Origin of the sequence: Acidimicrobium ferrooxidans DSM 10331 (assembly GCF_000023265.1) — a bacterium.
Lineage (GTDB): Bacteria > Actinomycetota > Acidimicrobiia > Acidimicrobiales > Acidimicrobiaceae > Acidimicrobium > Acidimicrobium ferrooxidans.
This window is the reverse complement of record NC_013124.1, coordinates 952173-976508: the sequence shown is the minus strand read 5'-3', so window position 1 is coordinate 976508 and position 24336 is coordinate 952173. Positions and strand designations below refer to the sequence as shown.

At 69.5% G+C, this 24336-nt stretch carries 21 protein-coding genes; 1 reads left to right on the top strand and 20 read right to left on the bottom strand.

What is annotated here, in order from left to right:
* Positions 1-107: 107 nt before the first annotated feature.
* From aroE to AFER_RS04845, 14 genes are all read right to left on the bottom strand, one after another.
* Complete coding sequence (aroE, locus tag AFER_RS04910; protein WP_015798382.1) at positions 108-944, bottom strand: shikimate dehydrogenase; 837 nt, start codon at positions 942-944, stop codon at positions 108-110.
* Positions 941-1966 (bottom strand): endolytic transglycosylase MltG, encoded by a 1026-nt coding sequence (gene mltG, locus AFER_RS10945; protein ID WP_143711946.1) that lies wholly within the window; start codon positions 1964-1966, stop codon positions 941-943. The genes aroE and mltG overlap by 4 nt, the downstream gene beginning before the upstream one ends.
* Entirely contained in the window at positions 1945-2361 is a 417-nt protein-coding gene (gene ruvX / locus AFER_RS04900) for a Holliday junction resolvase RuvX (protein WP_015798380.1), read from the bottom strand. Before ruvX ends, mltG begins: the two co-directional genes overlap by 22 nt.
* Positions 2358-4922 carry an alanine--tRNA ligase gene (alaS, locus tag AFER_RS04895; RefSeq protein WP_015798379.1) on the bottom strand — a complete coding sequence of 855 codons (2565 nt, stop codon included), beginning with the start codon at positions 4920-4922 and terminating at the stop codon, positions 2358-2360. The genes ruvX and alaS overlap by 4 nt, the downstream gene beginning before the upstream one ends.
* Positions 4922-5143 (bottom strand): hypothetical protein, encoded by a 222-nt coding sequence (locus AFER_RS04890; protein ID WP_015798378.1) that lies wholly within the window; start codon positions 5141-5143, stop codon positions 4922-4924. Before AFER_RS04890 ends, alaS begins: the two co-directional genes overlap by 1 nt.
* Positions 5140-5496, bottom strand: coding sequence for a hypothetical protein (locus tag AFER_RS04885; RefSeq protein ID WP_015798377.1), 357 nt, complete (start codon positions 5494-5496; stop codon positions 5140-5142). The genes AFER_RS04890 and AFER_RS04885 overlap by 4 nt, the downstream gene beginning before the upstream one ends.
* Before the next feature lie 125 nt (positions 5497-5621).
* Entirely contained in the window at positions 5622-7220 is a 1599-nt protein-coding gene (locus AFER_RS04880) for an APC family permease (RefSeq protein WP_245526019.1), read from the bottom strand.
* A gap of 206 nt (positions 7221-7426) precedes the next feature.
* Positions 7427-9592, bottom strand: coding sequence for a RelA/SpoT family protein (locus AFER_RS04875; protein WP_015798375.1), 2166 nt, complete (start codon positions 9590-9592; stop codon positions 7427-7429).
* Between the two features lie 9 nt (positions 9593-9601).
* Positions 9602-10651: a protein translocase subunit SecF gene (gene secF / locus AFER_RS04870; protein WP_015798374.1), complete on the bottom strand. Its 1050-nt coding sequence runs from the start codon at positions 10649-10651 to the stop codon at positions 9602-9604.
* On the bottom strand, positions 10648-12138 hold the full coding sequence (gene secD / locus AFER_RS04865) for a protein translocase subunit SecD (protein WP_015798373.1): 1491 nt from the start codon (positions 12136-12138) through the stop codon (positions 10648-10650). The genes secF and secD overlap by 4 nt, the downstream gene beginning before the upstream one ends.
* A 29-nt stretch (positions 12139-12167) precedes the next feature.
* Positions 12168-13304 (bottom strand): tRNA guanosine(34) transglycosylase Tgt, encoded by a 1137-nt coding sequence (tgt, locus tag AFER_RS04860; protein WP_015798372.1) that lies wholly within the window; start codon positions 13302-13304, stop codon positions 12168-12170.
* Positions 13301-14350: a tRNA preQ1(34) S-adenosylmethionine ribosyltransferase-isomerase QueA gene (gene queA, locus AFER_RS04855; RefSeq protein WP_015798371.1), complete on the bottom strand. Its 1050-nt coding sequence runs from the start codon at positions 14348-14350 to the stop codon at positions 13301-13303. Before queA ends, tgt begins: the two co-directional genes overlap by 4 nt.
* A gap of 101 nt (positions 14351-14451) precedes the next feature.
* On the bottom strand, positions 14452-15939 hold the full coding sequence (locus AFER_RS04850; RefSeq protein WP_015798370.1) for a CoA-acylating methylmalonate-semialdehyde dehydrogenase: 1488 nt from the start codon (positions 15937-15939) through the stop codon (positions 14452-14454).
* Complete coding sequence (locus tag AFER_RS04845) at positions 15939-17234, bottom strand: aspartate aminotransferase family protein (protein ID WP_015798369.1); 1296 nt, start codon at positions 17232-17234, stop codon at positions 15939-15941. The genes AFER_RS04850 and AFER_RS04845 overlap by 1 nt, the downstream gene beginning before the upstream one ends.
* 129 nt (positions 17235-17363) lie before the next feature.
* Here AFER_RS04845 and AFER_RS04840 point away from each other — a divergent pair, with 129 nt between their 5' ends.
* Entirely contained in the window at positions 17364-18752 is a 1389-nt protein-coding gene (locus AFER_RS04840) for an aminotransferase class I/II-fold pyridoxal phosphate-dependent enzyme (protein ID WP_015798368.1), read from the top strand.
* On the opposite strand, the gene AFER_RS04835 is transcribed toward AFER_RS04840, so the two are convergent.
* The 6 genes from AFER_RS04835 to AFER_RS04810 all read right to left on the bottom strand — a co-directional run bounded on the left by AFER_RS04835 (position 18723) and on the right by AFER_RS04810 (position 23712).
* Positions 18723-19961 (bottom strand): pyridoxal phosphate-dependent aminotransferase, encoded by a 1239-nt coding sequence (locus AFER_RS04835; RefSeq protein ID WP_041661700.1) that lies wholly within the window; start codon positions 19959-19961, stop codon positions 18723-18725. The two genes, AFER_RS04840 and AFER_RS04835, sit on opposite strands and share 30 nt — an antisense overlap.
* A 174-nt stretch (positions 19962-20135) precedes the next feature.
* Complete coding sequence (locus AFER_RS04830) at positions 20136-20618, bottom strand: SRPBCC family protein (protein WP_015798366.1); 483 nt, start codon at positions 20616-20618, stop codon at positions 20136-20138.
* A 12-nt stretch (positions 20619-20630) separates the two neighbouring features.
* Positions 20631-21740, bottom strand: coding sequence for a glycosyltransferase family 4 protein (locus AFER_RS11630; protein WP_015798365.1), 1110 nt, complete (start codon positions 21738-21740; stop codon positions 20631-20633).
* The gene (locus AFER_RS10940) at positions 21625-22599 is read right to left on the bottom strand and encodes a 4Fe-4S double cluster binding domain-containing protein (RefSeq protein ID WP_171788952.1); all 975 of its coding nucleotides are present in this window, start codon (positions 22597-22599) and stop codon (positions 21625-21627) included. The genes AFER_RS11630 and AFER_RS10940 overlap by 116 nt, the downstream gene beginning before the upstream one ends.
* Before the next feature lie 133 nt (positions 22600-22732).
* On the bottom strand, positions 22733-23488 hold the full coding sequence (locus tag AFER_RS04815) for an FAD-binding oxidoreductase (RefSeq protein WP_015798364.1): 756 nt from the start codon (positions 23486-23488) through the stop codon (positions 22733-22735).
* Positions 23485-23712, bottom strand: a complete 228-nt coding sequence (locus tag AFER_RS04810) for a hypothetical protein (protein ID WP_015798363.1) — start codon at positions 23710-23712, stop codon at positions 23485-23487. The genes AFER_RS04815 and AFER_RS04810 overlap by 4 nt, the downstream gene beginning before the upstream one ends.
* Positions 23713-24336 lie beyond the last annotated feature (624 nt).

Genomic DNA, 24336 nt, shown 5'->3' with positions numbered 1-24336 from the left:
GCTCCGCGCAGCTGGGGCGACTGTGACATCACGCGAGGCGCGCACGGCCAGAACCGGTCGTGCCCGGGCAGCCTCGGCGAGCCCGTTCGCGGCTCGCGCCGATCGCCTCAGCCCTCGGCGGCGGCCTCGCGGGCCGCGCCGACGAAGACCGACAGGCTCGGTGCGTCGCCGAACCAACGCCGATAGGACCCACGCGCCTGCGCCGCGAGCATCGTCAACCCGTTGGCCGCCGGAAGTCCGCGCCGGCGTGCGGCCTCGAGAAGCGGCGTCACGCTCGGGCGATAGACGAGATCCAGCACCGCGCCGGCACGATCGAGGAGCCAGTCCGGCACCGCAGATCCCGCGGGATCGGGGCCGCCCGCCATGCCCACGCTGGTGGCCTGGACCACGAGATCTGCCGCCGCCCCGTCGTCATGGGCGGTGACGACGGAACCGCCAAGGCTCCGAGCGAGCTCGGCCGCGCGCGCCACATCGCGCGCGAGGATGCCGACCGAGGCCGCACCCGCCTGGAGGAGCGCATAGACCGTCGCGCGCGCCGCACCTCCTGCCCCGACGACCACGACGCGCAACCCGCCGACCTCGAGACCGAGATCGTCGCGCACGGACGTGAGGACGCCCTCGACGTCGCTCGTCGCACCGGTGAGCGTGCCGTCGTCCTCGATCGTGATCGTGTTCACCGACCGCGTCGCCCGAGCCTCCGGCTCGAGTCGATCCACGAGCGCAGCAGCGGCAACCTTGTGCGGCACCGTGACGTTGACCCCGCGCGCTCCCAGCACGACAAGCCCCCCGATCGCTGCCGCGAGCGCAGCGGGCTCGACGTCGAAGGCGTGGTAGGCGAAGCGACGACCCTCGGCGCGGGCCGCTGCGGCGTGGATCGCTGGTGAGAGGCTGTGGGCGATCGGATGGCCGATCACCCCGAGGAGTTCGGGATCCGCGCGCCTCACCCGGCCTCTCCGTAGCGCGCGATCGCCGCTTGCTGCGCGGCATAGGTCGTGAAGAACGACTCGGTCCGATGCCCGCGGAGCGCGACGAAGTACAGCCACGGTCCGGTGGCGGGATGGAGCACCGCGTCGATGGCGGCCACGGACGGCTGACCGATCGGGGTCGGCGGCAACCCTCGATGGGTGTAGGTGTTCCACGGCGAGGGCGAGGCGAGTTCGGCCGCCGTCAGCGGCGCGTTCTCGTTGCCGGTCGCAAAGCGCACGGTCGAGTCCATGTCGAGCGGCATGTCCGCGGCCAGTCGATTGAGGATCACGCGGGCCACCTTGGGGGCATCGGACGCGGCCGTGGCCTCCTTGGTCACGATGGACGCCGCGATGACCACTTGGTAGGCGCTCAGACCGTGGTAGGTCCCCCCCGGCTCGAGACCCACGCCGAGGGCCTCCTGGGTGAAGCGATCCACCATCTCCTGGATCAGCTCGTGCGGCGTCTGGGCCGGATCGACGAAGTAGGTGTCGGGGTAGAGGAAGCCCTCGAGCGACCTCGCGCCGCGCAGGAAGGGATTGTGGTAGCTGTGCACGGCAGACGCTGCCGCGACGAACGCACCCCCGTTGTGACCGGCCTCCGGCAGTGCGGCGAGCCTGGCTGCGATCTGAGCGATCGTCATCCCCGGCACCACCACGAGCCGTACCGTTGCTGGCCCCGCCGTCAGGGCCGACAGTGCGCCGGCGTAGCCCTCCCCGGTGCGCAAGAAGTACACCCCCGCATCCACCGTCGGCGATCCGCGAAGGCGCAGGTAGAGGTCGAACAACGTGCCGTTGCGCACGACGCCCTCGCGCGCGAGGAGGGAAGACACCCCCTCGAGCGACGTCCCGGGCTCGATGAGTACCGCAACCTCGTGACCCGACGAGCTCGGCGCCGCCTCGGCGAGATACGCGACCCCGATCGCCCCGAGCGCGAGCACCACCACGAGCGCGAGAGCGACGAGCCGCTTCGGCCACCCTCTCACCGCTGCGTCACCAGCCACCGCTCGAGGATCTCGGTCGCGGCAAAGGCGTCCACCGCACCGCGCCGCGACCTGGCGTCGACACCGGCGGCCCCGAGACGACGCTCGGCGGCCTGCGACGACAAGCGCTCGTCGACGAACACGACCGGAACCTCGAGGTGCTCCGCGAGGCCTTCCGACCACTGGCGCACCCGGGCGGCCGCCCGACCCTCCGATCCATCGAGGCCGATCGGAAGACCGACGACCACGACGCTCGCACCGACCGACGCGACCAGCTCGGCGAGCCTCGCACGCCACGGCCCCCGCGCGTCGATGACCTCGAGCGGCAGCGCGAGCGAGCCCTCTGCAACCGCAACGCCGATGCGCTTCGTCCCAAGGTCCACGCCGAGAGCGCGGCCGCCGAACCCCTCGCTCACGAAGCCGTCCGCACCGCCTCGAGCGCCGCGTCAAGGGCTTCGGCACGGCGCCCACCGGAGACCGCCACCACCTCGGCTCGACCGACGCCCCCACCGACCGCCTGCGCGACGGGGCGCAGCAGCTCGTCGGCACGCCAGGGAGCGCCCTCGCGCACCGCGGCGGCGAGTGCGACCACGCCGTTGGCGACGCCCCCGATCACGACGCCCAGCACGCCCTCGTGGTCACGAACCAGCATCGCGAGCTCCCGAACCCCCCGCTGGTCAAGACCGTCCACGCGCGCCACCACGAGTCCGTCGGCCCCCCGGGTCTCGGCGAGCGCGCGGGCGCGCTCAGCCAAGGTGCGCGTGCGCTCACGCGCGAGCTCGGATTCGGCGCGCTTGGCACGCTCGACGATGCGATCGACGCGCTCGCCGATCCCATCGCGTCCGCCCGGGACGATCCGCTCGAGCTCGTCGAGGAGTCGCCGATCGCGGTGTGCCACCTCGAGGGCGGCGAGCTGCACGACGGCTTCGACCCGGCGCGTGTTGGCGCCGATCGAGCTCTCGGACGTGATGCGCAGGTGGCCGATGCGGCCGAGTCGGTCGAGGTGCGTCCCACCGCACAGCTCCACCGACGACTCACCGGCGTGCACCACGCGAACGACGTCGCCGTAGCGATCGCCGAAGAAGGCGACCGCACCGCGACGGATCGCCTCGTCGCGATCCATGAGCTCCACCGTGACGACCGAGTCGCGGATGATCTCGGCCGCGACCCGCCGCTCGATCTCCTCGATCTCGTCGGGCGTGAGCGGTCCCCAGTGCGTGAAGTCGAAGCGCAGGTGATCCGGTGCGACCAGGGAGCCTTGTTGCTTGACGTGCGGACCGAGCACCTCGCGAAGCGCCCAGTGCAGCAGGTGCGTCGCCGTGTGGTGGACCCGAAGACCCTCGCGCCGCTCCGCGTCGACGACGGCCCGCACCAACGCCCCGATCACCGGCTCGCCCTCGACCGCTCCGACGTGGTGGCGGATCACCCCCGCGACGGGCTGGTCGGTGTCGATGATGGTGAGGCGAAAGCCATCCCCCTCGATCGTGCCGGTATCACCGAGCTGGCCACCACCTTCGGGATAGAAGGGCGTTCGATCGAGGACGGCGACGAGCACGTCGCCTTCGGAGGCGAGTGCGAGCAGGCGCCCCTCGTCCTCGGTGGCCTCGTAGCCCGTGAACTCGCTCCGGCCGTGCTCGCGCAGCACCTCGGCGCTCACCGGGTGCTCCACGGCCTCGGTACCGAGCCCGGCCTGGCGGGCCCGCTCGCGCTGTGCGGCCATGGCCTCCTCGAAACCGGCACGATCGACGCTCACCCCCCGCTCGGCCGCCAGCTCCATCGTGAGCTCGATCGGCAAACCGTAGGTGTCGTGGAGCTTGAACGCGAGCGCGCCGGGAACCGAGCCGCCCTCGAGGGCCGCGTCGAGCAGCGGGCGCCCCAGCGCCAGCGTCGCCGCGAACCGCTCCTCCTCGCGCGCTGCGTGCTGCACGATCGTCTCGAGCTCGCGCGCCACCTCGGGGTAGGCCTCGCCCATCACGGCGGCGGTCATGCGCACCATCGGCTCGACGACCGGACCCTTCGCGCCCAACAGCTGCGCGCGCGCCACGAGACGCCGGATGATACGACGCAGCACGTACCCACGCCCCTCGTTCGTCGGCACGACCCCGTCAGCGAGCAAGAACGTCGTCGCCCGAGCGTGATCGGCCATGATCCGCAGCCCGACGTCGCCACCGGCGTCCGCACCGAAGCGACCGCCGTAGCGTCGGCCCGTCAGCGACTGTGCCTCCTCCATGAGCGGCCACATGAGATCGGTCTCGAAGACCGAGTCGTGCCCCTGGAGCACCGGCACGATCCGCTCGAGCCCGGCACCGGTGTCGATGCAGGGTGCCGGCAGCGGCGTCAACGAACCGTCCGGGTGGCGGTCGTACTGCATGAACACGAGGTTCCAGATCTCGAGGAAGCGCTCGTCGGACCCGACCGCCGGCCCACCGCCCGCGCCGTAGGACTCGCCCTTGTCGTAGTAGATCTCAGAGCACGGACCGCACGGCCCTGTCTCCCCCATCTGCCACCAGTTGTCCTCGTCGAGTCGTTGGATGCGCTCCGGGCGGACCCCACAGGCCTCGATCCAGATGCGCTCCGCCTCGTCGTCGCTCGTGTGCACCGTGATCCAGAGCCGGTCTGGATCGAGTCCGAGCACCTCGGTGACGAGACCCCACGCGTAGGGAATCGCACCCTCCTTGAAGTAGTCGCCGAAGGAGAAGTTGCCCAGCATCTCGAAGAAGGTGAGGTGTCGGGCCGTGGTCCCCACCTGATCGAGATCGTTGTGCTTGCCACCGGCGCGCATGCACTTTTGGATGCTGGTCGCCCGACGATACGGCGGGACCTCCTCGCCCAAGAAGTAGGGCTTGAACGGCACCATGCCCGCGACCGTGAAGAGCAGCGTCGGATCGTGCGGCACGAGCGACGCCGAGGGAACGGGAACGTGTCCTCGCTCGACGAAGTACTCCCGAAACGCACGTCTCAGGTCATTCGAATCCACTACCCGCTCCTCCTCGAGCCGCGGCGCCGGCTCCGCTCGTTCGCCGTGGCGACGCGCACCTCGTGGCGACCCGCCTCGATGGCGGCCGCGAGATCCCGGCGCAGTCGGCGCGTCTCACGCCGCACCCGCGCATCCACCGATGAGGCGCCAAGACGCCCCAACCGGCGGGCCCCGATGGCCCCGAGGGTCGCCCCGATACCGAGCCACACCACCCGCCTCATGCGCGGCGCACCTCACCACCACGACGCTCCCGAAAGACGGCGCGAGCGCGCCGAACCCCAAGACCCAGGCGCCGAACGCTCCGCGCAGGCTCGACGACCGCACGCAGCGCCCAGTCGAGCCCGTCGACATCGGCCTCGGCCTCCTCGACGAGATCGCGCGCCCGCCGCTGAGCGGCCGAGGCCTCCTCGATGAGTTGGGTCGAGGTGCGCACCATGCGGACCATCTCCTCGCGCCACTCGCTCGCAAACGCCTCCATCTGGCGACGCAGCATGCTCACCTGCCAGAGGCCAAGCACCAAGAGCACCGCCACGACGACGGCGAGGACCAGCACGATGACGGTGAGCACGCTCACCGGGAGACCTCCACGGCGCCCATACTACCGAGGGGCCATGCCGCCGCCCCGGCTGGTGCTGGCCCGCCAACGCACGAAGGGGGTCGGGCAGAGCCCGACCCCCTCTCGCAATGGCGAGCTGAGGCTCAACCGCTCATGGCTGCGGAACCGCCAGCCGCGGTCTGACGACGCAGCTCGGCAGCACGCTGGATGGCCTCCTCCGTATCCGTGCTCGGACGACCCGACGCCACTGCCCAGTAGTAGAAGACGAGGGCAAGGACGATGTCGACGACGAGATCGAGCGGATAATGGATGAGCCCCTTGCCGTGATCGAACGGCGCGCCGAAGCGGTGCGCACCGAAGTAGGCCATGGCGAGCATCGCGACGATATAGACGATCACCCACGCACCGTGACGGATCGCCGCCCCGTCGATCTTCTTGACCCCCTGACCAGCACTCGAGGCGATCAGGTACACGACAACGCCGCCGAGCAGGCCGACGGCGAGCTTCCAGTCCGTCGCCCAACCGGTCCAGTAGATGATGAGCGTGCCCACCACGAAGGCGATCGGCGAGAGCACCGAGGCCGCAGGCAAGCGATAGGGACGATGCGCCTCTGCGTAGTGCTTGCGCAAGACACCCAGCGACACCGGACCCATCATGTAGGTGAAGACCGTCGCCGACGAGATCACGCCCACCAGGCTCTGCCAGGTCGGGAACGGCAGCAAGAAGATGATCGAGGCGACAAGGGTCGCGATCATCGCGTAGAGCGGCACACCCGCGTCCGAGATCCGACGGAACAGCTGACCGAGGTAGCGGTTGCGCGCCGATCCGAGGACGACGCGCCCCGTCGAGCCGAGGTAGATGAGCCCCGTGCCCGAGGGCGACAGCACCGCGTCGGCGTACAGGATCGCCGCCAGCCAGCCCAGCCCGATAATGGACGCGACCTGCGCGAACGGCGACGTCAGCGACAGGCCCGCCCAGCCCTTGGCGAGCGCGGAGTGAGGAATCGCGGCGATGAAGACCACCTGCAGCAGCGTGTAGAGCGCGACCGCGAGCAACACGGCCGTGATGATCGCGCGAGGCACGTCACGCTGTGGGTTGCGCGACTCACCAGCGAGCTCCACTGCCTGGCGGAACCCGAGGTACGAGAACACGATGCCCGAGGTCGCCACGGCGCCGAGGATACCCGCGCTACCCTCCGGCATGAAACCTCCGGTCGAGGTCGCCGTGTAGTTGCTCCAGTGGCCGACGGCGAACAAGAACGCGATGACCGTGAGCGTCGGTGCGACGAACTTCAAGAACGTGATGACCGTGTTCACCTTCGCGAACGCCTTGACGCCGTAGACGTTGATGGCGAAGAAGATGATCAACAGCACCGCCTCGATGACGAAGTCGAGTGCGGTGTTCCCGGTCAGCTTCGGAATGTAGTGCTCGGCGTACTGCACCACCGCCTCGGCTTCGATGGCGGGCACCGAAGCGTAGGCGAGGAACGCGCCCCACGAGCCGACGAACCCTACCAGCGGACCGTGGGTGAACTCCGGGTAGCGAGCGATCCCGCCCGCCTCCGGGAGCATCCCTGAGAGCTCGGCGTACACGAGGGCGATGAAGATCACCGCAATGCCCCCGATGAGCGAGCTGACGATCGCTGCAGGCCCGGCTGCGTTGGCGGCATAGAGCACGCCGAAGAGCCAACCCGATCCGATGATGGCACCGAGACAGGCCATCACCAGATCAACGAAGGACATCTCCCTGCGAAGGGATCCGCCCTCTACTGCCTGCTGTTGCATCCAGCAATCCCCCTTGTCGTAGCAATGGACGGGCTCACGCCCGTTCCTCCGACGCTCCCCATGCGTCGGTGGCCCAACAATATCCCGTCACGGACGCCGTAATGCTGCGTCGTAGGACCAAATCCATGACGAATCCGCGACACACGGTCGCCTCGGCGACCGACTCAGCGGCCGTCGTGCTGGGTCGCGGTCCGTGGGCGACGTCGCCCGGGAACGACTCGGGCAGCGTTGAAGACACCGTCGAGCTGGCGAATGCCCGCCAGGATCGACGACAGGTGGCTCGGATCGGCGAGCTCGAACTCGAAACGCATCGCCGCGACAAGATCACTCCCGCGCCCCGACGAGGAGGCGAGAATGTTCACGTGGTGCTCGGCGAGCACACGGGACACGTCGGCGAGCAGACGCGGCCGGTCGAGGGCTTCGATCTCGATCGCCATCTGGAAGCCGGAGCCGTGCTCACCCGCCCAGTCGACCTCGACCATGCGCTCGGGCCCTTGGGCGAGCAACGCCTCGACGTTCGGGCAGTCCTCTCGGTGGATGGCGACCCCACGGCCCTGGGTGATGAAGCCGACGATCGCATCGCCCGGCAGCGGGTTGCAGCAGCGTGCGAGCCGCACGAGCACGTCGTCGAGACCCTCGACCCAGATCGACGGTCCCCCGCCTCCACGGCGCCGCCGCTGCGGCGTCGCGACCGCCGGCTCGAACCCGTCGTGCTCGAGCTCGGCTCGCTGCACCTTGGCGAGCACGCTCCGGGCCGAGACGTGGCCCTCACCGATGGCCGCGAGCAGGGTCTCGGCCTCTCGATAGCCGGCCTGCTCGGCCAGGCGCGCAAGACCCGGTCCCGAGAGGTGCTTGGTCACCGACAACCCCTCGCGACGCAGCTCACGAGCGAGCTCCTCGCGACCTGCGTCGATCGACTCCTCCCGACGCTCTCGCGAGAACCACTGGCGGATCTTCGAGCGCGCCCTCGGGGTGCGCACGATCGCGAGCCAGTCACGCGACGGACCCGCCGTGGCGGAGCGACTCGTCACCACCTCGACGGTGTCGCCCGAGCGCAGCTCCGTCTCGAGCGCGACCAGCCGACCGTTCACCTTGGCACCGACGCACCGGTGCCCCACCTCGGTATGGATGGCATAGGCGAAGTCGAGCGGCGTCGCGCCCGTCGGGAGGGTGATGACCTTGCCCTTGGGCGTGAACACGTAGATCTCGTCGGTCCCGAGATCGAGCTTGAGGTGCTCGAGGAACTCGACCGGATCGTGCGTCTCTTCGTCGAGGTCGATGAGCCGACCGAGCCAGGCGAGCTCGGCCGCATCAGAACCCTCCTTGTAGCCCCAGTGAGCGGCGACGCCATACTCGGCGCGCAGATGCATCTCACGGGTGCGCACCTGGACCTCGAGCGGGCTCCCGCCCTCGAGGACGACGGTGGTGTGGAGCGACTGGTAGAGGTTGAACTTCGGAGCGTTGATGTAGTCCTTGAACCGCCCGGGGATCGGCGCCCACAGCGAGTGGATGACGCCAAGCGCTGCCCAGCAGTCACGCTCCTCGTGTGTGATGATGCGGACCCCGAGGATGTCGTAGATCGCGTCGAACTCCTTGCCCCGCAGCACCATCTTCTCGTAGATGCTCCAGACGTGCTTGGGGCGCGCCGTGACCTCGGCGACGATCCCGACTTGGGCGAGCTTGGCAGCGAGCTGTTCGCTGACCGCCTGGAGCCGCGCCTCGCGCTCCGGAGCCCGCTGACTGACGAGGTGCTCCATCTCGGCGTAGCGCCGAGGATGCAGGACCGCGAACGCATGATCCTCGAGCTGCCACTTCACCTCCTCGATGCCGAGGCGATGGGCGAGTGGCGCATAGATGTCCATGGTCTCGTGCGCGATCCGGCGCTGCTTCTCGCGCCCGAGAGCGCCGATCGTCTGCATGTTGTGCAGGCGATCGGCGAGCTTGATCACCAACACGCGCACGTCACGCGCCATCGCGATGAGCATCTTGCGCATCGTGGCGGCTTGCGCGACCTCCTTGGAGTCGAACGAGAGCCGGTCGAGCTTCGTCGCTCCGTCTACGAGTGCGGCAACCTCCGCGCCGAAACGCTGCTCGAGTTCCTCCAGGGAGATCGAGGTATCCTCCACCGTGTCGTGGAGCAAGGCCGCGGCGACGGTGATCGGGTCGGCGCGCAGTTCGGCGACGCGACGGGCCACCGCGAGGGGATGCACGATGTAGGGCTCCCCAGACCGGCGCAGCTGGCCGTGGTGCGCCTTCGTCGCGAGCGCGAGGGCGTCGAGCACGAGCGGGTTGTCGGCGTAGCGCTCCGCTAACCACCGCTCGTCGAGCATCGCCCCCTCCTACGTATCGATGGTACCCGCCGCCTCGGTCGCAGGTGCGATACGACGCGCGGCAATCCGTCGCTTGAGCTGTCGGTACCTGGGCTCTCGCTCCTTGAGGAACGCGAGGATCGGCGATGCGATGGCGATCGAGGAGTACGCGCCGCTGGTCAGGCCGACCACGAGGGCGAGGCCGAAGTTGCGCAGGGTCGTCGCACCGAGGAGGTAGGCCCCCACCACCAAGACGGACAGGATCGGTATCACCGCGACGACGCTCGTGTTGATCGACCGCGCGAGCATCTGATTGACGGAGCGGTCCACCACCTCCGAGTAGGTCATCTCCCCCGCCTGATCGACGTGCGTCGCGACGTTCTCCTTGATGCGATCGAAGATGACGATGGTGTCATAGAGCGAATAACCGAGCACGGTGAGCACCGCGATCACCGTCGATGGCGTGATCTGGAACCCCGAGAGCGCATAGATCCCGACCGTGACGACGAGATCATGGATCACCGCGATCAGCGCCGCCAGGGCCATCTTCCACTCGAAGCGCAACGAGATGTAGAGCGTGATGCCGACGAAGAAGGCCACGAGCGCCTTCAGGGAGGCGTCGGTGATCTGCGATCCCCACGTGGGACCGACGTAGTTGATCGCCACCGCCGACGAAGGCTGGTGAGCTGCGGCAGCCAGTCGAGCGGCGACCTCGTTCTCGAGCGCATGGGCTCGCGCACCCGAGGTCGGCAGATCCGCCTCCACCTCGATGGTTCGGTGCTGACCGGTCCCCAAGCTGACGACCGTGGTGCCAGAGAGCGGGAGCCCGGCAAGGGCGCTACGAGCCTGGGTGACGCTGAGCGTCGGCGCACTCACCTGCCAGGCGAGGCCTCCACGAAAATCGATACCGAAGTTCAGGCCGCGAATCCCGAGCGCCGCCGCGCCGACCGCGATCACGACCAGCGAGACCGCCCAGAACCACCGCGCCCGTTCGACGAAGCGAATGCGCGTCGCGCCCGCCCCGACACGCCGCCACCAGCTGAGCTGTGAGGCATCTTCGACGATGCGAACCTGACTCATGATTCACTTCCACTCACTCTGGCCCGTGGCCGCAAGATGGCCGTCTCGGGTGCCTGTTCGCGCAGCTGCACCGGGCCCACACCGAGCCATCGGGGATGCGTCTTGCCGAGGGCGTCGCCGACGATGAGGACCAGCGGTCGGGTGAAGAACCAGGCGGAGGCGACGTCGGCCACCGTCGCGAGCCCCAGGAAGAACGCGAACCCTCGCACCTGACCGATCGAGAAGTACCACAGCAGGGCGGCGCCGATGAACGAGACGAGGTCGGCCGCGATGATGGTGCGAAACGCCTTCTGGAACCCCGCCTTGACCGCATACCCGATCGATGACCCCTCACGGATCTCGTCTTTGAGCCGTTCGAAGAAGACGATGTAGGAGTCGGTGATGAGGCCGATGGACACGATGAGACCGGTCACGCCCGACAGATCGAGCGTGAGCTGCGCCGCCCTCCCCAGGTAGGCGACGACCGCCCAGACCGCCGCGGCCGTCACCACGAGACCTGCGAGGACCACGACGCCGAGGACTCGGTAGTAGACGATGGTGTAGAGCAACACGGCGATGAGGCCGACGACGCCGGCGACGAGGCCCGCACGGAGCGCGCTCGCACCAAGGGTCGGCGAGACGGTCTGCACCGTCTGCTGGACCAGCTGCACCGGGAGGGCGCCATAGCGCAGCACGAGCGCAAGGTTGTTGGCCTGCGCCTCGGTGAAGTTGCCGGTGATCTGTCCTTGTCCGTTGAACGACGTCGAGGTGATCTGCGGGGCTGAGATCACCGTGCCATCGAGCACGATCGCGAGCTGGCGTTGGTAGAACGTCTTCGCGATCTGATTGAACAGCGGCGAGGCCTTCGGCGTCAGGGTGAAGTCGACGAGCCATGACCCGGTCGAGGAGGTGGTGTCGGGCGCCGCGTACACGCTCTTGATGGCGTTGCCGTCGAGCAAGGCTGGCCCCACGAGGTAGCGTCCGACGACCTGGGTTCCCTGACGAAGATCGAGCACCGCCGTCTGGCTGTGGAGGGCGACCTGCGTCGGCGTCGTCGGCACCGCGGCCTCGGCGGCGAGTCCGGCTGCGCTCGTCGGGCACGACGTCGGTGGCCGAGTGGCCGAGACGTGCTGTCCCTTCGTCGGGGCGTACGCAGCCCACGTACACTCGACCGGTCGGAACTGCAGCACCGCCGTCTGTCCGATCAGCGCCAAGGCCTGGCGCGGATCGCGAACTCCTGGCAGCTCCACGACGATGTCGTTGCCCTGCTGACCGATGGACGGATCGGCGATCCCGAGTCCATCGACCCGGTTGCGCAAGATGCCGATCGTCTCGTTCAAGATGGCCGTCGACACCGGTCGAGCAGGCCGGTAGACGACGCTCGCCCCGCCTTGGAGGTCGAGTCCGAGGATCGGCCCATCGTGAGCGAGCTCGACGACACCGATGAATGCCGCCACCGCGACCAGCGCCGACAGCACCACCGACCACAGCCAACGCGTCTTGCTCATACCCCTCCGACGTGCACTCATCAAGGAGCCTAGCGATCCGGCGCGGCCTCGGTCCGAGCGCTTCGCCAGCTCGGCGCCCAGACCTCGTCGAGGGCGCGTACCAGGCCCGCGAGCGTGCCGGCACGGATCGCAGCACGCAGGTCGCGAAGGAGTCCGAGCTGAAACGACAGGTTGTGCACGCTGAGGAGCGCGCCGGCGCTGTGCGCATCGACACGCAACAGGTGCGCGACGAGCCCTCGAGGGACCGTCCGACACGTCGAGCACCCGCAACGAGGATCGACGGGCTCGTCCGAGCCCAACCAGCGACTCGGCCGCAGCGCGAGCCGACCCTGGCTGGTCAGCGCGATGCCGTGGCGAGCAAGCCGCGTGGGTGCCACACAGTCGAAGGCATCGACTCCGAGCTCGACGGCGTGGGCGATGAGGTAGGGATCCCCCACGCCCATGAGATAGCGCGGCCGATCCGCCGGCAGCCGCTCGAGGGCGGCTGCCACGGCCGCGAGCGTGGCGGGCGCCGACTCCCCGACGGCGAGGCCTCCGATGCCGTAGCCGTCGAAACCGATCTCGGCGATCTGGCTCGCGTGCTCACGCCGCAGATCCTCCTCCGACCCACCCTGGACGATGCCGAAGAGCGCTTGGGCCTCGTCTCGACGCGCCGCTGCTGCCCGGCGCGCCCACTCGGTGGTGCGAACCATCGCCACCTGCAGCGCTGCTCGCTCCGCCGGCAACATGGTGCACACATCGAGCACCATCGCGATGTCCACGCCGAAGCGCTCCTCGAGCTCGACGACGCCCTCCGGGGTCAGACGGACCCGGCGCCCGTCATAGGTGGATCGGAACGTGACTCCGTCGTCATCGACCGTGCCTCCGAGCGACATCACTTGGAATCCGCCGGAGTCGGTGAGCATGGGCCCTCCGAAGCCGGTGAAAGCGCTGAGACCCCCGAGCGCCGCCACCACATCGGCACCGGGGCGGAGGGCGAGATGGTAGGTGTTCGCAAGGAGCAGCGAGACCCCGAGCTCGTGCAGGGTCGCCGGGGGGACGAGTCGAACCATCCCACGCGTCGCGACCGGCATGAACACGGGCGTCGGTACCAGACCATGGCGTAGGGTGAGCGTCCCCGCACGAGCCGTGCCGTCCGTCGCGTCGATCCGGAACGACGGCCTCACCGACGCCCCTCGACGTCGACGAGCATCGCATCACCGAAGGAGAGGAAGCGGTACCCCTCGGCGAGGGCCACCGAGTAGAGCTCGCGCCAGCGATCCCCCACCATCGCCGCGACCAGCGCAATCAGCGTCGAGCGCGGTTGGTGGAAGTTGGTGAGCACCGTGTCGACGACCTGCAGGCGAAACCCTGGCGCGATGAGCAGCCGAGACTCGCCCGCCAACTCACCTGTCAGCGCCACGGTCTCGAGCGTGCGCACCACGGTCGTGCCGATGGCGACGACACGCTTCGCGCCCTCGATGCGCGCCCACGTGGCCGGGTCGACCTCGTAGGACTCCGCGTGCATCGGATGGCCGGCGAGCGTCGCCGCCGTCACCGGCCAGAACGTGCCGAGCCCGACATGGAGCACGATGCGCACGACGTCGATCCCGCGCGCCGCGAGGTCGGCGAGCACGACCTCGTCGAGGTGCAGTCCCGCGGTCGGTGCCGCGACCGACCCTGGGCGCCGCGCGAACACGGTCTGGTAGCGCTCGAGGGGGATGTCCTGGCGCCCGAGATAGGGCGGGAGCGGTGCCACCCCGATCGAGGCGACGCGCTCCGGATCGAGCACGCGCACCGCTCGGATCGTCATGCCCTCGACGGCCTCGAGGGCGCCTCCCACCTCGACGACCTCCACGCCGTCGGCGAGAAGGCGCTCACCGGCGCGAACCCTACGATTGGGCCGCACGAGCGCCTCGGCGGTCCCATCGGGAAGCTGCCGGAGCAGGAGTACTTCGACGGCGCCTCCGCTGCTCCGCTGCAGGTGCAGCCGAGCGGGCACCACGGCAGACTCGTTGACGACGACGAGGTCGCCCGGCTCGAGGAGCCGAGCGAGATCGGCAACCCTCGCATGGGCCACGGGAGCCCCGCGACGGGCCACCAGCAGACGCGCAGCACGACGGGGCTCGATGGGATCGTGCGCGATGGCCTCGGCCGGCAGGTCGTAGTCGAACGCATCGACCGAGAGCGCGGGCACCTGCCACGCTTCTCGCGCGCCTCGGCCGCGTGCCATGTCGCGCTCGCTGGCCGCCGGAGCGTCGGCCGCCGATGACTCCTCCCGCTTCACGAGGCGCCGAGCCTAGCGCTTCGGTGAGCCGGCACCGAAGCGCGACCTCACCGGTTGGTCACGAAGTGCAGCGAGCGCGCCTCGGACGCCTCGTCGGGCCAGCGCTCCGTCACGACCTTGCCGCGCGTGTAGAAGCGCACGCCCTCCTCGCCATGGACGTGGGTGTCGCCGAAGAGCGACAGCTTGAAGCCGCCGAACGAGTGGTAGGCCACCGGAACCGGGATCGGCACGTTGACCCCGACCATGCCGGCGTCGATGGAGCGCACGAAGCGCCGAGCAGCGCCGCCATCGCGCGTGAAGATCGCCGCGCCGTTCGCGTACGGGTTGCGGTTCACGAGCGCCACGGCCTCGTCGAGGTCGTCCGCGTGCTGGACGAGGAGCACCGGGCCGAAGATCTCTTCTTTGTAGGCGTCCATCGCGACGTCCACCTGGTCGAGCAGCGTGGGGCCGAGGAAGAAGCCCGGACCTGCCGCAGCCGGGTGTGCTCGTCCGTCGACGATCGCCTTCGCCCCCTTCGACACCGCCTCCTCGATGAGGCGGGCCACGCGGTCGCGATGCGCTTCGGTGATGAGCGGGCCCATCTCCGCAGTCGGGTCCGTCGCGGGCCCGACGCGTACCGAGCCCATCCGAGCCGCGATCTCGTCGACGAGGCCCGGCTGCTCGCCCACCACCACGAGCACCGCGATCGCCATGCACCGCTCACCCGAGCTGCCGAACGCGGCCGCGATCGCAGCGTCGACGACCTGTTCGCGATCGGCATCGGGGAGGACCACCATGTGGTTCTTCGCGCCGCCGAGTGCCTGCACCCGCTTACCCGAACGAGCGGCGCTCTCGTAGACGTGGCGTGCGATCGGGGTCGAGCCGACGAACGACACCGCTCGGATGCCAGGGTGGGCAAGGATCGCATCCACCGTCGCTGGACCCCCGTGCACCACGTTCAGCAAGCCCGGAGGACCACCCGCCTCGACGAACAGCTCGGCGAGTCGCACCGACGCCGAGGGATCGCGCTCCGACGGCTTGAGGACGAATCCGTTGCCTACGGCGAGAGCGATCGGGAACATCCACATGGGCACCATGGCCGGGAAGTTGAAGGGCGTGATGCCAGCGGCGACCCCGAGCGGTTGGCGCAGACTGCGAACGTCCACGCTGCGCGAGACGCTGTCGGAGAACTGACCCTTGAGCAGCTGCGGGAGCGCGGTCGCGAACTCGACGACCTCGACCCCTCGGGCGAACTCGCCACGGGCATCCCCGAGCACCTTGCCGTGCTCCTCACTGATCAAGGTGCACAGCTCGTCGGTGTGAGCGACGAGCAACTCGCGATAGCGGAAGAAGACGCGCTGGCGCGCGGCGAGCGACTGCTCGGCCCAGTCCTGCTGTGCCGCCGCCGCGCTGGCGACGGCCCGATCCACGAGGCCCGCATCGCCGAGTCCGACGCTCCGGATGGCCTCACCGGTCGCCGGGTTGAGGACCGGCTGGGATCCGAGCGGGGCCGCTTCGACCCGCTCGCCGTCGATCAGGTGCGCGATCGTCTCCATCACTGCTCCTTCACATGGAATGCCTGGTCGGCGAAGGACCGCCGGAACGCCTCGAGTGCGTGCTCGATCTGCTCGGCCGAGATGGTCATGGGCGGTGCGATGCGCAGGACGTTGCCGTGCAGACCACCCTTGCCGATCAGGACGCCTTCGCGACGTGCCGCTTCGAGCGCGCGTGTGGCAAGCTCGGGCGCCGGCTCGACCGTACCGGGCCAGACGAGCTCGACCCCCTGCATGAGGCCCTTGCCGCGCACCTCTCCGATCGCGGGCGTCGATCGAGCGATCGCGTCGAGCCCCTCGCGAAGCTCGGCGCCGCGCGCACGCGCGTTGGCCATGAGATCGTGGTCGATGATGTAGTCGAACGTCGCCACGCCCGCCGCCGCCGTGATCGGCGAACCGCCAAAGGTCGAGATGGAGTTGGTCCCGAGCGCGTCCATCACCTCCGCTCGCCCGATCACGCCAGCGAGCGACATGCCGTTGCCGACACCCTTGGCGAACGTGATGAGATCAGGCGTGATCCCGTGCGCCTCGTAGCCCCAGAAATGCTCGCCGGTACGCCCGAACCCGGTCTGGACCTCGTCGGAGATCCACAGAATCCCCTCGCGCTGGGTCACCCTCCACAGCTCACCGAAGTACCCATCCGGCGGGAGACAGAACCCGCCGACTCCCTGGATCGGCTCGGCGATGAGGGCAGCCACCCGTCCGGCCGTCGTCGTCAGCAGCGCATCCTCCAAGTCGGCGACCCCACGCGCGACGTACTCGGCGTCCGAGAGACCCGCGAGCGGCCCGCGCAGCCTCGAACCCCCCTGCAACCAGCTGACGCTGAGCGGCGAGTACGACGTCGGCGACCAGGTTCGGTTCCCGGTCACCGCGATCTCCGTGAAGGAGCGACCGTGGTACGAGTTGCGCAGCGCGAACACCTGGTTCGACCCGAGGGCGGCCGTCGCCAAGAGCAGGGCTGCGTCGTTCGCCTCGGTGCCCGAGGTCGTGAAGAACACCTTGGCATCAGGAATGCCCGACGCCTTGGCGAGACGCTCGGCGAGCTCGATCATGGGCCGGTTCAGATACAGGGTCGACGAGTGGATCACCCGAGCGGCCTGGTCGCTGATCGCGCTCACGATCTCGGGAACGTTGTGACCGACGCTCGTCGTCAAGATGCCGCCGAAGCAGTCGAGGTAGCGCTCACCGTGCGCGTCCCACACCCAGCATCCTTCGCCCCGATCGAGTTCGATCGGCTCGTCGTAGTACAGACTGAGCCATGACGGGAGCACCCGCCGATGCCGTTCGATGAGGTCCATCGCCGCCTCCACTTCCTCCGAGCATCCGGACCGTTTCCGGCATGGTAGCACTTCGTTGTACTGGCACGCGACACAGGGTTGTGCCACACAAACGAAAATCACGAGCGCGCTCCTTGCTACGCTGGGGCCATGGAGCATCTCGGGCACGACGCAGCGGCAGACGCCCTGGTGGCAGCGCTGCGCCGTCGCAGCGTCGGCACGATCGGCGTGCGCACCGTTGCCTCGACGGTCGCGACCATGATTCGCGCCGGTGAGCTTCCCGAAGGCACGCGCTTGCCCCCTGTTCGCCAGCTCGCCGCGGACCTTGGGATCTCGCCGACGACGGTGGCGGCTGCTTGGGCACAGCTCGCCAGCTTGGGGCTCGTCGCGGCCCAGGGCCGCCGTGGTACCTTCGTCGCCTCACCACCGCGCCGTCGGCCTCGGCGATGGCAGCAGACGCCGCCCCAGCCCGCACGCTATGACCTCGGCACCGGCGCTCCCGATCCGCGCCTGCTCCCCGACCCCGTGTCCTATCTCCCACGCATCGCCCCGCTCGCTCCCGCGACGTACGCGGACCCACCGGTGTTCGGACCCCTCGTCGACGTCCTCGTCCCCTTGCTGCCACCCGCCCTCCAGCTCCGAGCGGACACCGGCACCACGATCGTCGATGGCGCCCTCGAGGCGATCGACCGACTCCTCGGCACCGTCGCTCCCAGCGCGACCGCCGTCGCCGTGGAGGATCCGAGCTTTCCCGCGCTCTTCGACCTCGTCGAGGCCCACGGCTTGAGCGTCTGGCCCCTCCCGATCGACGCCGAGGGCCCCGACCCGAGCGACCTTGCGCGACTCGCCGCACGCCCCGAGCTTGGCGCGGTGATCATCCAGCCCCGCGCGCACAACCCGACCGGCGCGACGGTGAGCGGCGAGCGTCGCGATGCGCTGGCAGCAGCCCTCGCCCCACGCCCCGACGTCCTCGTGATCGAGGACGATCACTCCGGGCTCGTCGCCTCGACGCTGTTGGCGAGCCTCGCAGGGCTCCATCCCGCGAGTGCGTACGTGCTCAGCTTCTCGAAGTCCCACGGGCCCGACCTGCGCCTCGCCGCGATCATCACCGATGCCGACCGACGCGACGCGCTCGAGCACGCGCGCAGCCTCGGCCCGTCGTGGTCGCCGAAACTCCTCCAGGCGCTGCTCGCCGCGATGCTCGAGGCCCCCGAGGAGACGGAGCGCCTCGAGCACGCCCGTGCCACCTACGCAGCCCGACGGGAGCGCCTCGCCGATGCGCTGGGTCGCAACCTGACGGGAGACGGCGTCAACGCATGGCTCCCGCCCGATCCCGAGGCGCTCATCGCCCTCGAGCTCGCCGCCCACGGCGTGCGCACCGTGCCAGGCGCCGCCTTCACCCTCGCCTCGTCGTTCGCCGGCGCCGTGCGCATCACGCTGGCCGAGCCCCACCACGACTTCGACGAGGTGCTCGCCTACCTCGAGCGAGCGCGCCTCGATACCACGGCCTCACGACGCGAGCGAGCCCTCGGGCGCTGACGCCGACCCGAGCAGCGCGCACTGGCCGAGACGACGAACGGCCTCGTCGAGCACCTCGGGCTCGGCGATGAGCGAGAAGCGAAGCCACCCCGCCTCCGTGGCGCCGAAGTCGCGTCCCGCACCGAGAAGGACGCCGTGCTCGTCGACGAGGTGGCGCGTCACGCCGGCGTCGTCCAGTCCGCCCCGAGGCTGTGCCCACACGAACATCGATCCGGCCGGATTCGCGACCCGCCCCCACCCGAGCCGGCGAAGGCCCGCCACCAGCACGTCGCGCCGCACCCGATACCGACGTGCGAGCTCGTCGGCCGCTCGGTCGCCATCGTGCAGCGCCCACAGGGCTCCTGCCTCTACCGGTTGGGACAGACCGTGGTCGAAGGCGCGCTTGCGCGCGCGTACCCGCTGCACGATAGCGCCAGAACCAGCGAGCGCACCCGCACGAAATCCCGCCATCGAGTGCGACTTGGACAGGCTCACCAGCTCGACCGCGACCGACCGCGCCTCGGGGATCTCGAGCAGGCTCACGCTCGGGCGCTCCTCCAGCACCGTGGCCCAGTAGGCGAAGTCGTGCACGAGGGTCACCCCTGCCTCCACCGCGGCGGCCACCAACTCCTCGAGCATCGCGCGCGTCGTCGTGACCCCCGTGGGGTTGTGCGGGAACGACAGCACGATCGCGCGAACGCGGCCGGCGCGGGCCAAGTCCGCGGCCCGCTCGATGAAGTGTCGCCCGTCTCGATCGTCGGGATCGAGCTCGAGTCCGACGAGGGGCCTCCCCGCGACGAGCACTGCCTCGTGGTGCGTCGGGTAGCTCGGCATCGGCACCCCGACAGGACCCGGAGGGAGCACCGCCAGCACGTGGTGCAGACCCTCCTTGGCGCCGAGCACCTGGGTGACCTCCGCGTCGGGATCGAGGCTGACGCCCCAACGCCGCTCGTAGAGGGCTGCGACGCCGGCACGATACGCGACGGTCCCAGCGCTGTCGCCGTAGCGTGCAGGATGCGACCGCGCGAGCTCGGCCGCGATCGCCGCCAGCGCCTCTTGAGGCGGAGGCAGGTCGGGGTTGCCGAAGCCCAGATCGATCATCTCGCCCAGCGCGGGCCCCCCACAGCCGATCATGCGCGCACCGCGCTCGACACCTGCGCGAGTCGCCGACGTCGGGGCTGCGAACCGTGTGTCGACCCCGATCGGCTCATCGGTCGAGATCCTCGACATCTCGCCATGGATTCCGCACCCCCAGACGGCTCCGCTCCCCCACACCCGACGCACAGCGTCGCTGTGAACCCCAGCGTAGTGCATCTGACGTGCGCCGATGGCCGTCCCTGTCGTGAGGGACGCCGAAGGTCAGGGACGATGGATTCAGTGGTGAAGCGAGTGCGTCACGACCGATCAATGCGAGCGATCGGGTGTGCGCGCCGCCGATCCGTCGGCGGAGCCGAGCTGGCGAACCCGTTGCGCCAGATCCTCGAGCGCGGCGTGCACGATCTTCATCTCTGCCCGACGCTTCAAGAACCCGGGGAGCGGAACGACGAGGTCGGCAGCCAGCTCATAGGTGACACGCGTGACGTCGTCCCCCAACGGCTCGAACTGATACCGGCCATCGAGCCGCGCGGTGACGTCGCCTTCCTCCTGCGTCCACGACAGCTCGTTCGGCGCTTTGGACGCATCGTAGACCAGCGTGTAGGACGCGCTCCGGCCGAACGCGCCGGCACGGAAGTGGACGCGACGCGGCCGACCATGCTCGTCGCGCTCGAGCACGCTCACGCTTCGGATGTCCGAGGCCCACTCTGGATAGCGTTCGACGTCGACGACGACGTCGAACAGCGCCTCGACCGGCGCAGGAACCTCGCGCGACTCAGCTGTGGCCTCCATGATGTGTGCAGGTTAGCCGCTTCCGGCCGTACGTCCACGGCTCGCGAGGCGCTCGAGTCCCGCATGCCACTCGTCGGCCAACCGGTCGTAGCCGTGATGACGCTCCACGAAGCCACGCGCGTCGGCGACCGGAGGGCTCGTGTGAGCGAGACGCTCCTCGATCGCCTCGGCCCAGGCCCTCGGACGGCGACTCGCGACGAGCCGTCCACTCGCAGGATCGACGGCCTCCGCGGTCCCGCCGCTCACGCCGACCACGACGGGAACGCCGCAGGCCTGCGCCTCGAGCGCGACGATGCCGAAACCCTCCTCCTCGAGACCGAACCAACGATCGTGCGCAGGAAAGGCGACGACGTCGGCGGCCTGGTAGCTCGCCACCAGCCGATCCAGCGCCACACGCCCCTCGAACACCGCGAGGATTCCCCGACGGCGCGCTCGCTGCTCGAGAGCACTGCGGCTTCGCCCGTCACCGACCACGTGCAGCTCCACCGGCCGATGCAGCTGGGCAACCGCGTCGATGACGATGTGGGCGCCCTTACGCGGGACGAGACGGGAGACGAACAGCACGAGCGATCGCTCCGGGTCCACCATGAGGTCCTTGCGCGCACGCTCGCGATCGCCGACGCAGAAGCGTTCGAGATCCACCCCCGGCGGCACCGTCGCGATCGCATCGGCCGGCACCACCCCATCGAGCGCGCGCGCGACGAAACCTCCCGCTGCCACCACGCCGAGCGCCCCCGCGAGCACACTTCGGATTCGACCGGCCGTCGGCCACAGTCGAAGCGGCAACGTGAGCTCCGCACCGTGTGCGACACCAACCCACCCCAGCCCTAGGCTCGCCGCGACCTCACCGAGCGGCCAGATCGGGTCGATCACCACGAGGTCCGCGTCGATCTCGCGTGCGAGCCCGCGAACTCGGGCGGCCAGGGCCCGAGTGGGCAGAAGCGGTCCGCGCACTCGCACGACGCGCGCCCCGAAGGCGCGATCGAAGGCCTCGGCGCCCGCCTCGTCACGCGTGACGACGACGAAGCTCGTCGGGTCGAGCCGACGGTAGATCTCCCCGAGGTAGTGCTGAATACCGCCGATCTTCGGGGGAAAGTCGTTGGTGACGAGCACGTGACGCATCGACACCTCCCCACCCACCTCGACGAAGCACCCAGCGTACCGCCTCGGCTCGCACCGGCGCTGCTCCGGCGACCAGCTGGCGCCAGATCGCCTGCTCGTCGTCGGGGCTCGTCGCGAGGGACCGAGCCGCGACGATCGCGTTGCGCCGCACCCACGCCAGCGTTCGATCCGGTATGTACCAACTCCGGACGCGCTCGGCGAGCGCTGCATCGCTCGCCGACAAGATGGACGCGACGCGCTCGCCCCCGACCTTCTTCTGCCGTGCCGAGAGCGGACACGCCGTCACGCACTCGTCACACCCATACAGCCAGGGGCCCCACGTCTCGCGCCACGACGGCTCGAGGTGTCGCTCCTGCTGGCGCCACGAGCGACACCGCAGCGGCTCGAGGACCCCGTCGCCGAGCGCGCCCGTCGGACACGCATCCACGCAACGACGGCAGTTGCGACACGGATCCCCAGTCGGGGTCCGTCCGAGACGCACCTCGACGACCCGATCGACGATCAAGGACCCGAGGACGACGGCCCCGCCGTAGCCGGGCACCATCACGAGGGTGTGGCGTCCGACCCATCCGAGCCGCGCTCGGCGCGCGAGGGCGCGATCGAAAGCGAGGTTGGAGTCGGCCACGACGACACCACGGCCACCGACGTCGACGAGGAGGCGCCGGACACGCTCGAGTGCGTCGCGCACCTGCGCGTACGCATCGCCTGCTGCGTAGCCAGCGACACCGAGATGGTTCGCCGCGGGCACGGACGGCGCTGCCGCGACCGCGACCACGATCGCACCGCGGGCCCACGACAGCGGGGCCCAAGGGTCGGCCGCAGGCTGCGGACGCCGAAAGGTGAACCGTGGCTCACGCATCCAGCCGCGCGCGACAGCCAGCTGGGCCCAGGTGCTCTCGCGCCAGGCACGCTGCTCTCTCGGGACCCACCCTGCCGCGACGACACCGGCGTCTCGGAGGCACGCCTCGACGCGGCGAGCGAGCGCACCGTCGTCAGTCGTACTTCTCGGTCTTGATGCGTTGCTCATCCATACCGGACTCGATCAGCGTCCGTTCGACGTCGTCGACGAGTTCTGGAGGTCCACAGATGTAGGCGAGCTGCGCTTCGGCCTCGCGCGCCACCAGCTGCACCATCTCCTTGTCGATACGACGATGGAACCTGGCGAGCGGATCATCGAGATCACGGGTGAAGGTGTGGCTGACGCGAAGCCACTCGTGCTCGCTCCGGAGGGACTCGAGCGCGGTGAGGTAGATCACCTCGTCGCGACGCCGAGACGAGTAGAGCAGGTGCATCGGGATCGCCGTCCCACGAGCGGCCTGGTAGCGGATCATGGCCATGAGGGGCACGATGCCCGATCCCGCACCAACGAGCAGGACCGGGCCCCCGTCCTCCTCGGTCCAGGTGAACGTCCCGTAGGGGCCACGAACCTCGAGTTCGTCACCCACGTGCGTCTCGAACACGAGTCGCGGTGACACCAGTCCTCCCGGCACCGCCTTGACGCCGACCTCGATCACGCGGCCTTCCGGGATCGGTGAGGACCCGAGGGAATAGGCGCGCTGGATCGGTCGTGGTCGTCCCTCGACCGGGATACGGATGTTGTAGTACTGCCCCGGCAAGTACTGCTGGGGTTCGTCGAGCTCGAGACGAAGGCTCTTCGTGTCCGGCGTCTCGTCGAGGAGCTCCACGACACGAGCGAGCGCCCACTGCGGCGCCGGCCGACGAGGGCGGTCACCAGCGCGGGGGCTCACGTCCGCTCCACCGTCGCTGGGGTCGCCTCGAGGACCTCCACGAATCGGCTCGTGCCGCACCACCGACACGACACCTCCTCGACGACGCGCGACAGCTCCTCGGTGTCCTCGACCGACAGCTCACCCGCGATGGAATAGTGGAAATAGGAACGTGCACGAACCGACATGGTGACGTCAAACCGTGTGACGTTCCCGCAGTTCGTGCAGCGGTACCGACGCGTCATCCCCCTGTAACCTCCCTCGGAGCAAGCGTCCCCACGGCCAAGGCTACCGTTCTCGGCTGCGAACTGACCCGAGTGGCCCGGAGCACGCGAACCGCTCCCGTGCACGCGCGTGCGGCAGCGACCTCGCGTCCGCAAGGACCCTTGAGCCGCGCGCATACGCCGCCCGGCGCCCATGACGAGATCACGTGATCGGCGAGGCCATCGGTGAACTCGCGCCAACCGTCGGGGTACGCACCGCCTGCTCGGCTCTCGGTGAGCCCCGTGCTCGCTCCTACCGACGGCACCGAAGAAGCCCCAAGCTAGCCAAGGCTCCCCAGCCACGGGCCCTCTCGGACGAGGAACGAGGGCCAGTGCGCCGGGTGCTACAACAGCCCCGAGCACATGGACGAGGCCCCGGCCTTGGTGTACACCAAGCTCCTCGACGAGGAAATCTCCCTGCCTCCGTGTCGACGATGTACCGCATCCTGCGTGCCCACGGGCGCTCGGGGACCGGCACGCCACGCAACCCACCCCCGACGGTCAAACCCGAGCTCGTGGCCACGAGACCGAACGAAGTCACGAGCTCGGACATCACCAAGCTCCTCGGCCCTGCCAGGTGGACCCACTACTACCTCTCCACCGTCA

What these genes read in the sequence shown, in the direction of transcription:
- AFER_RS04830 (WP_015798366.1), bottom strand. Translation starts at nt 20,618, where the DNA reads ATGGAGGCCACAGCTGAGTCGCGCGAGGTTCCTGCGCCGGTCGAGGCG.
- AFER_RS10940 (WP_171788952.1), bottom strand. Translation starts at nt 22,599, where the DNA reads ATGCGTGAGCCACGGTTCACCTTTCGGCGTCCGCAGCCTGCGGCCGAC.
- AFER_RS04880 (WP_245526019.1), bottom strand. Translation starts at nt 7,220, where the DNA reads ATGTCCTTCGTTGATCTGGTGATGGCCTGTCTCGGTGCCATCATCGGA.
- AFER_RS04850 (WP_015798370.1), bottom strand. Translation starts at nt 15,939, where the DNA reads ATGGAGACGATCGCGCACCTGATCGACGGCGAGCGGGTCGAAGCGGCC.
- AFER_RS11630 (WP_015798365.1), bottom strand. Translation starts at nt 21,740, where the DNA reads ATGCGTCACGTGCTCGTCACCAACGACTTTCCCCCGAAGATCGGCGGT.
- AFER_RS04845 (WP_015798369.1), bottom strand. Translation starts at nt 17,234, where the DNA reads ATGGACCTCATCGAACGGCATCGGCGGGTGCTCCCGTCATGGCTCAGT.
- AFER_RS04840 (WP_015798368.1), top strand. Translation starts at nt 17,364, where the DNA reads ATGGAGCATCTCGGGCACGACGCAGCGGCAGACGCCCTGGTGGCAGCG.
- queA (WP_015798371.1), bottom strand. Translation starts at nt 14,350, where the DNA reads ATGGCACGCGGCCGAGGCGCGCGAGAAGCGTGGCAGGTGCCCGCGCTC.
- AFER_RS04810 (WP_015798363.1), bottom strand. Translation starts at nt 23,712, where the DNA reads ATGACGCGTCGGTACCGCTGCACGAACTGCGGGAACGTCACACGGTTT.
- secF (WP_015798374.1), bottom strand. Translation starts at nt 10,651, where the DNA reads ATGAGTCAGGTTCGCATCGTCGAAGATGCCTCACAGCTCAGCTGGTGG.
- AFER_RS04875 (WP_015798375.1), bottom strand. Translation starts at nt 9,592, where the DNA reads ATGCTCGACGAGCGGTGGTTAGCGGAGCGCTACGCCGACAACCCGCTC.
- AFER_RS04835 (WP_041661700.1), bottom strand. Translation starts at nt 19,961, where the DNA reads ATGTCGAGGATCTCGACCGATGAGCCGATCGGGGTCGACACACGGTTC.
- secD (WP_015798373.1), bottom strand. Translation starts at nt 12,138, where the DNA reads ATGAGCAAGACGCGTTGGCTGTGGTCGGTGGTGCTGTCGGCGCTGGTC.
- AFER_RS04890 (WP_015798378.1), bottom strand. Translation starts at nt 5,143, where the DNA reads ATGAGGCGGGTGGTGTGGCTCGGTATCGGGGCGACCCTCGGGGCCATC.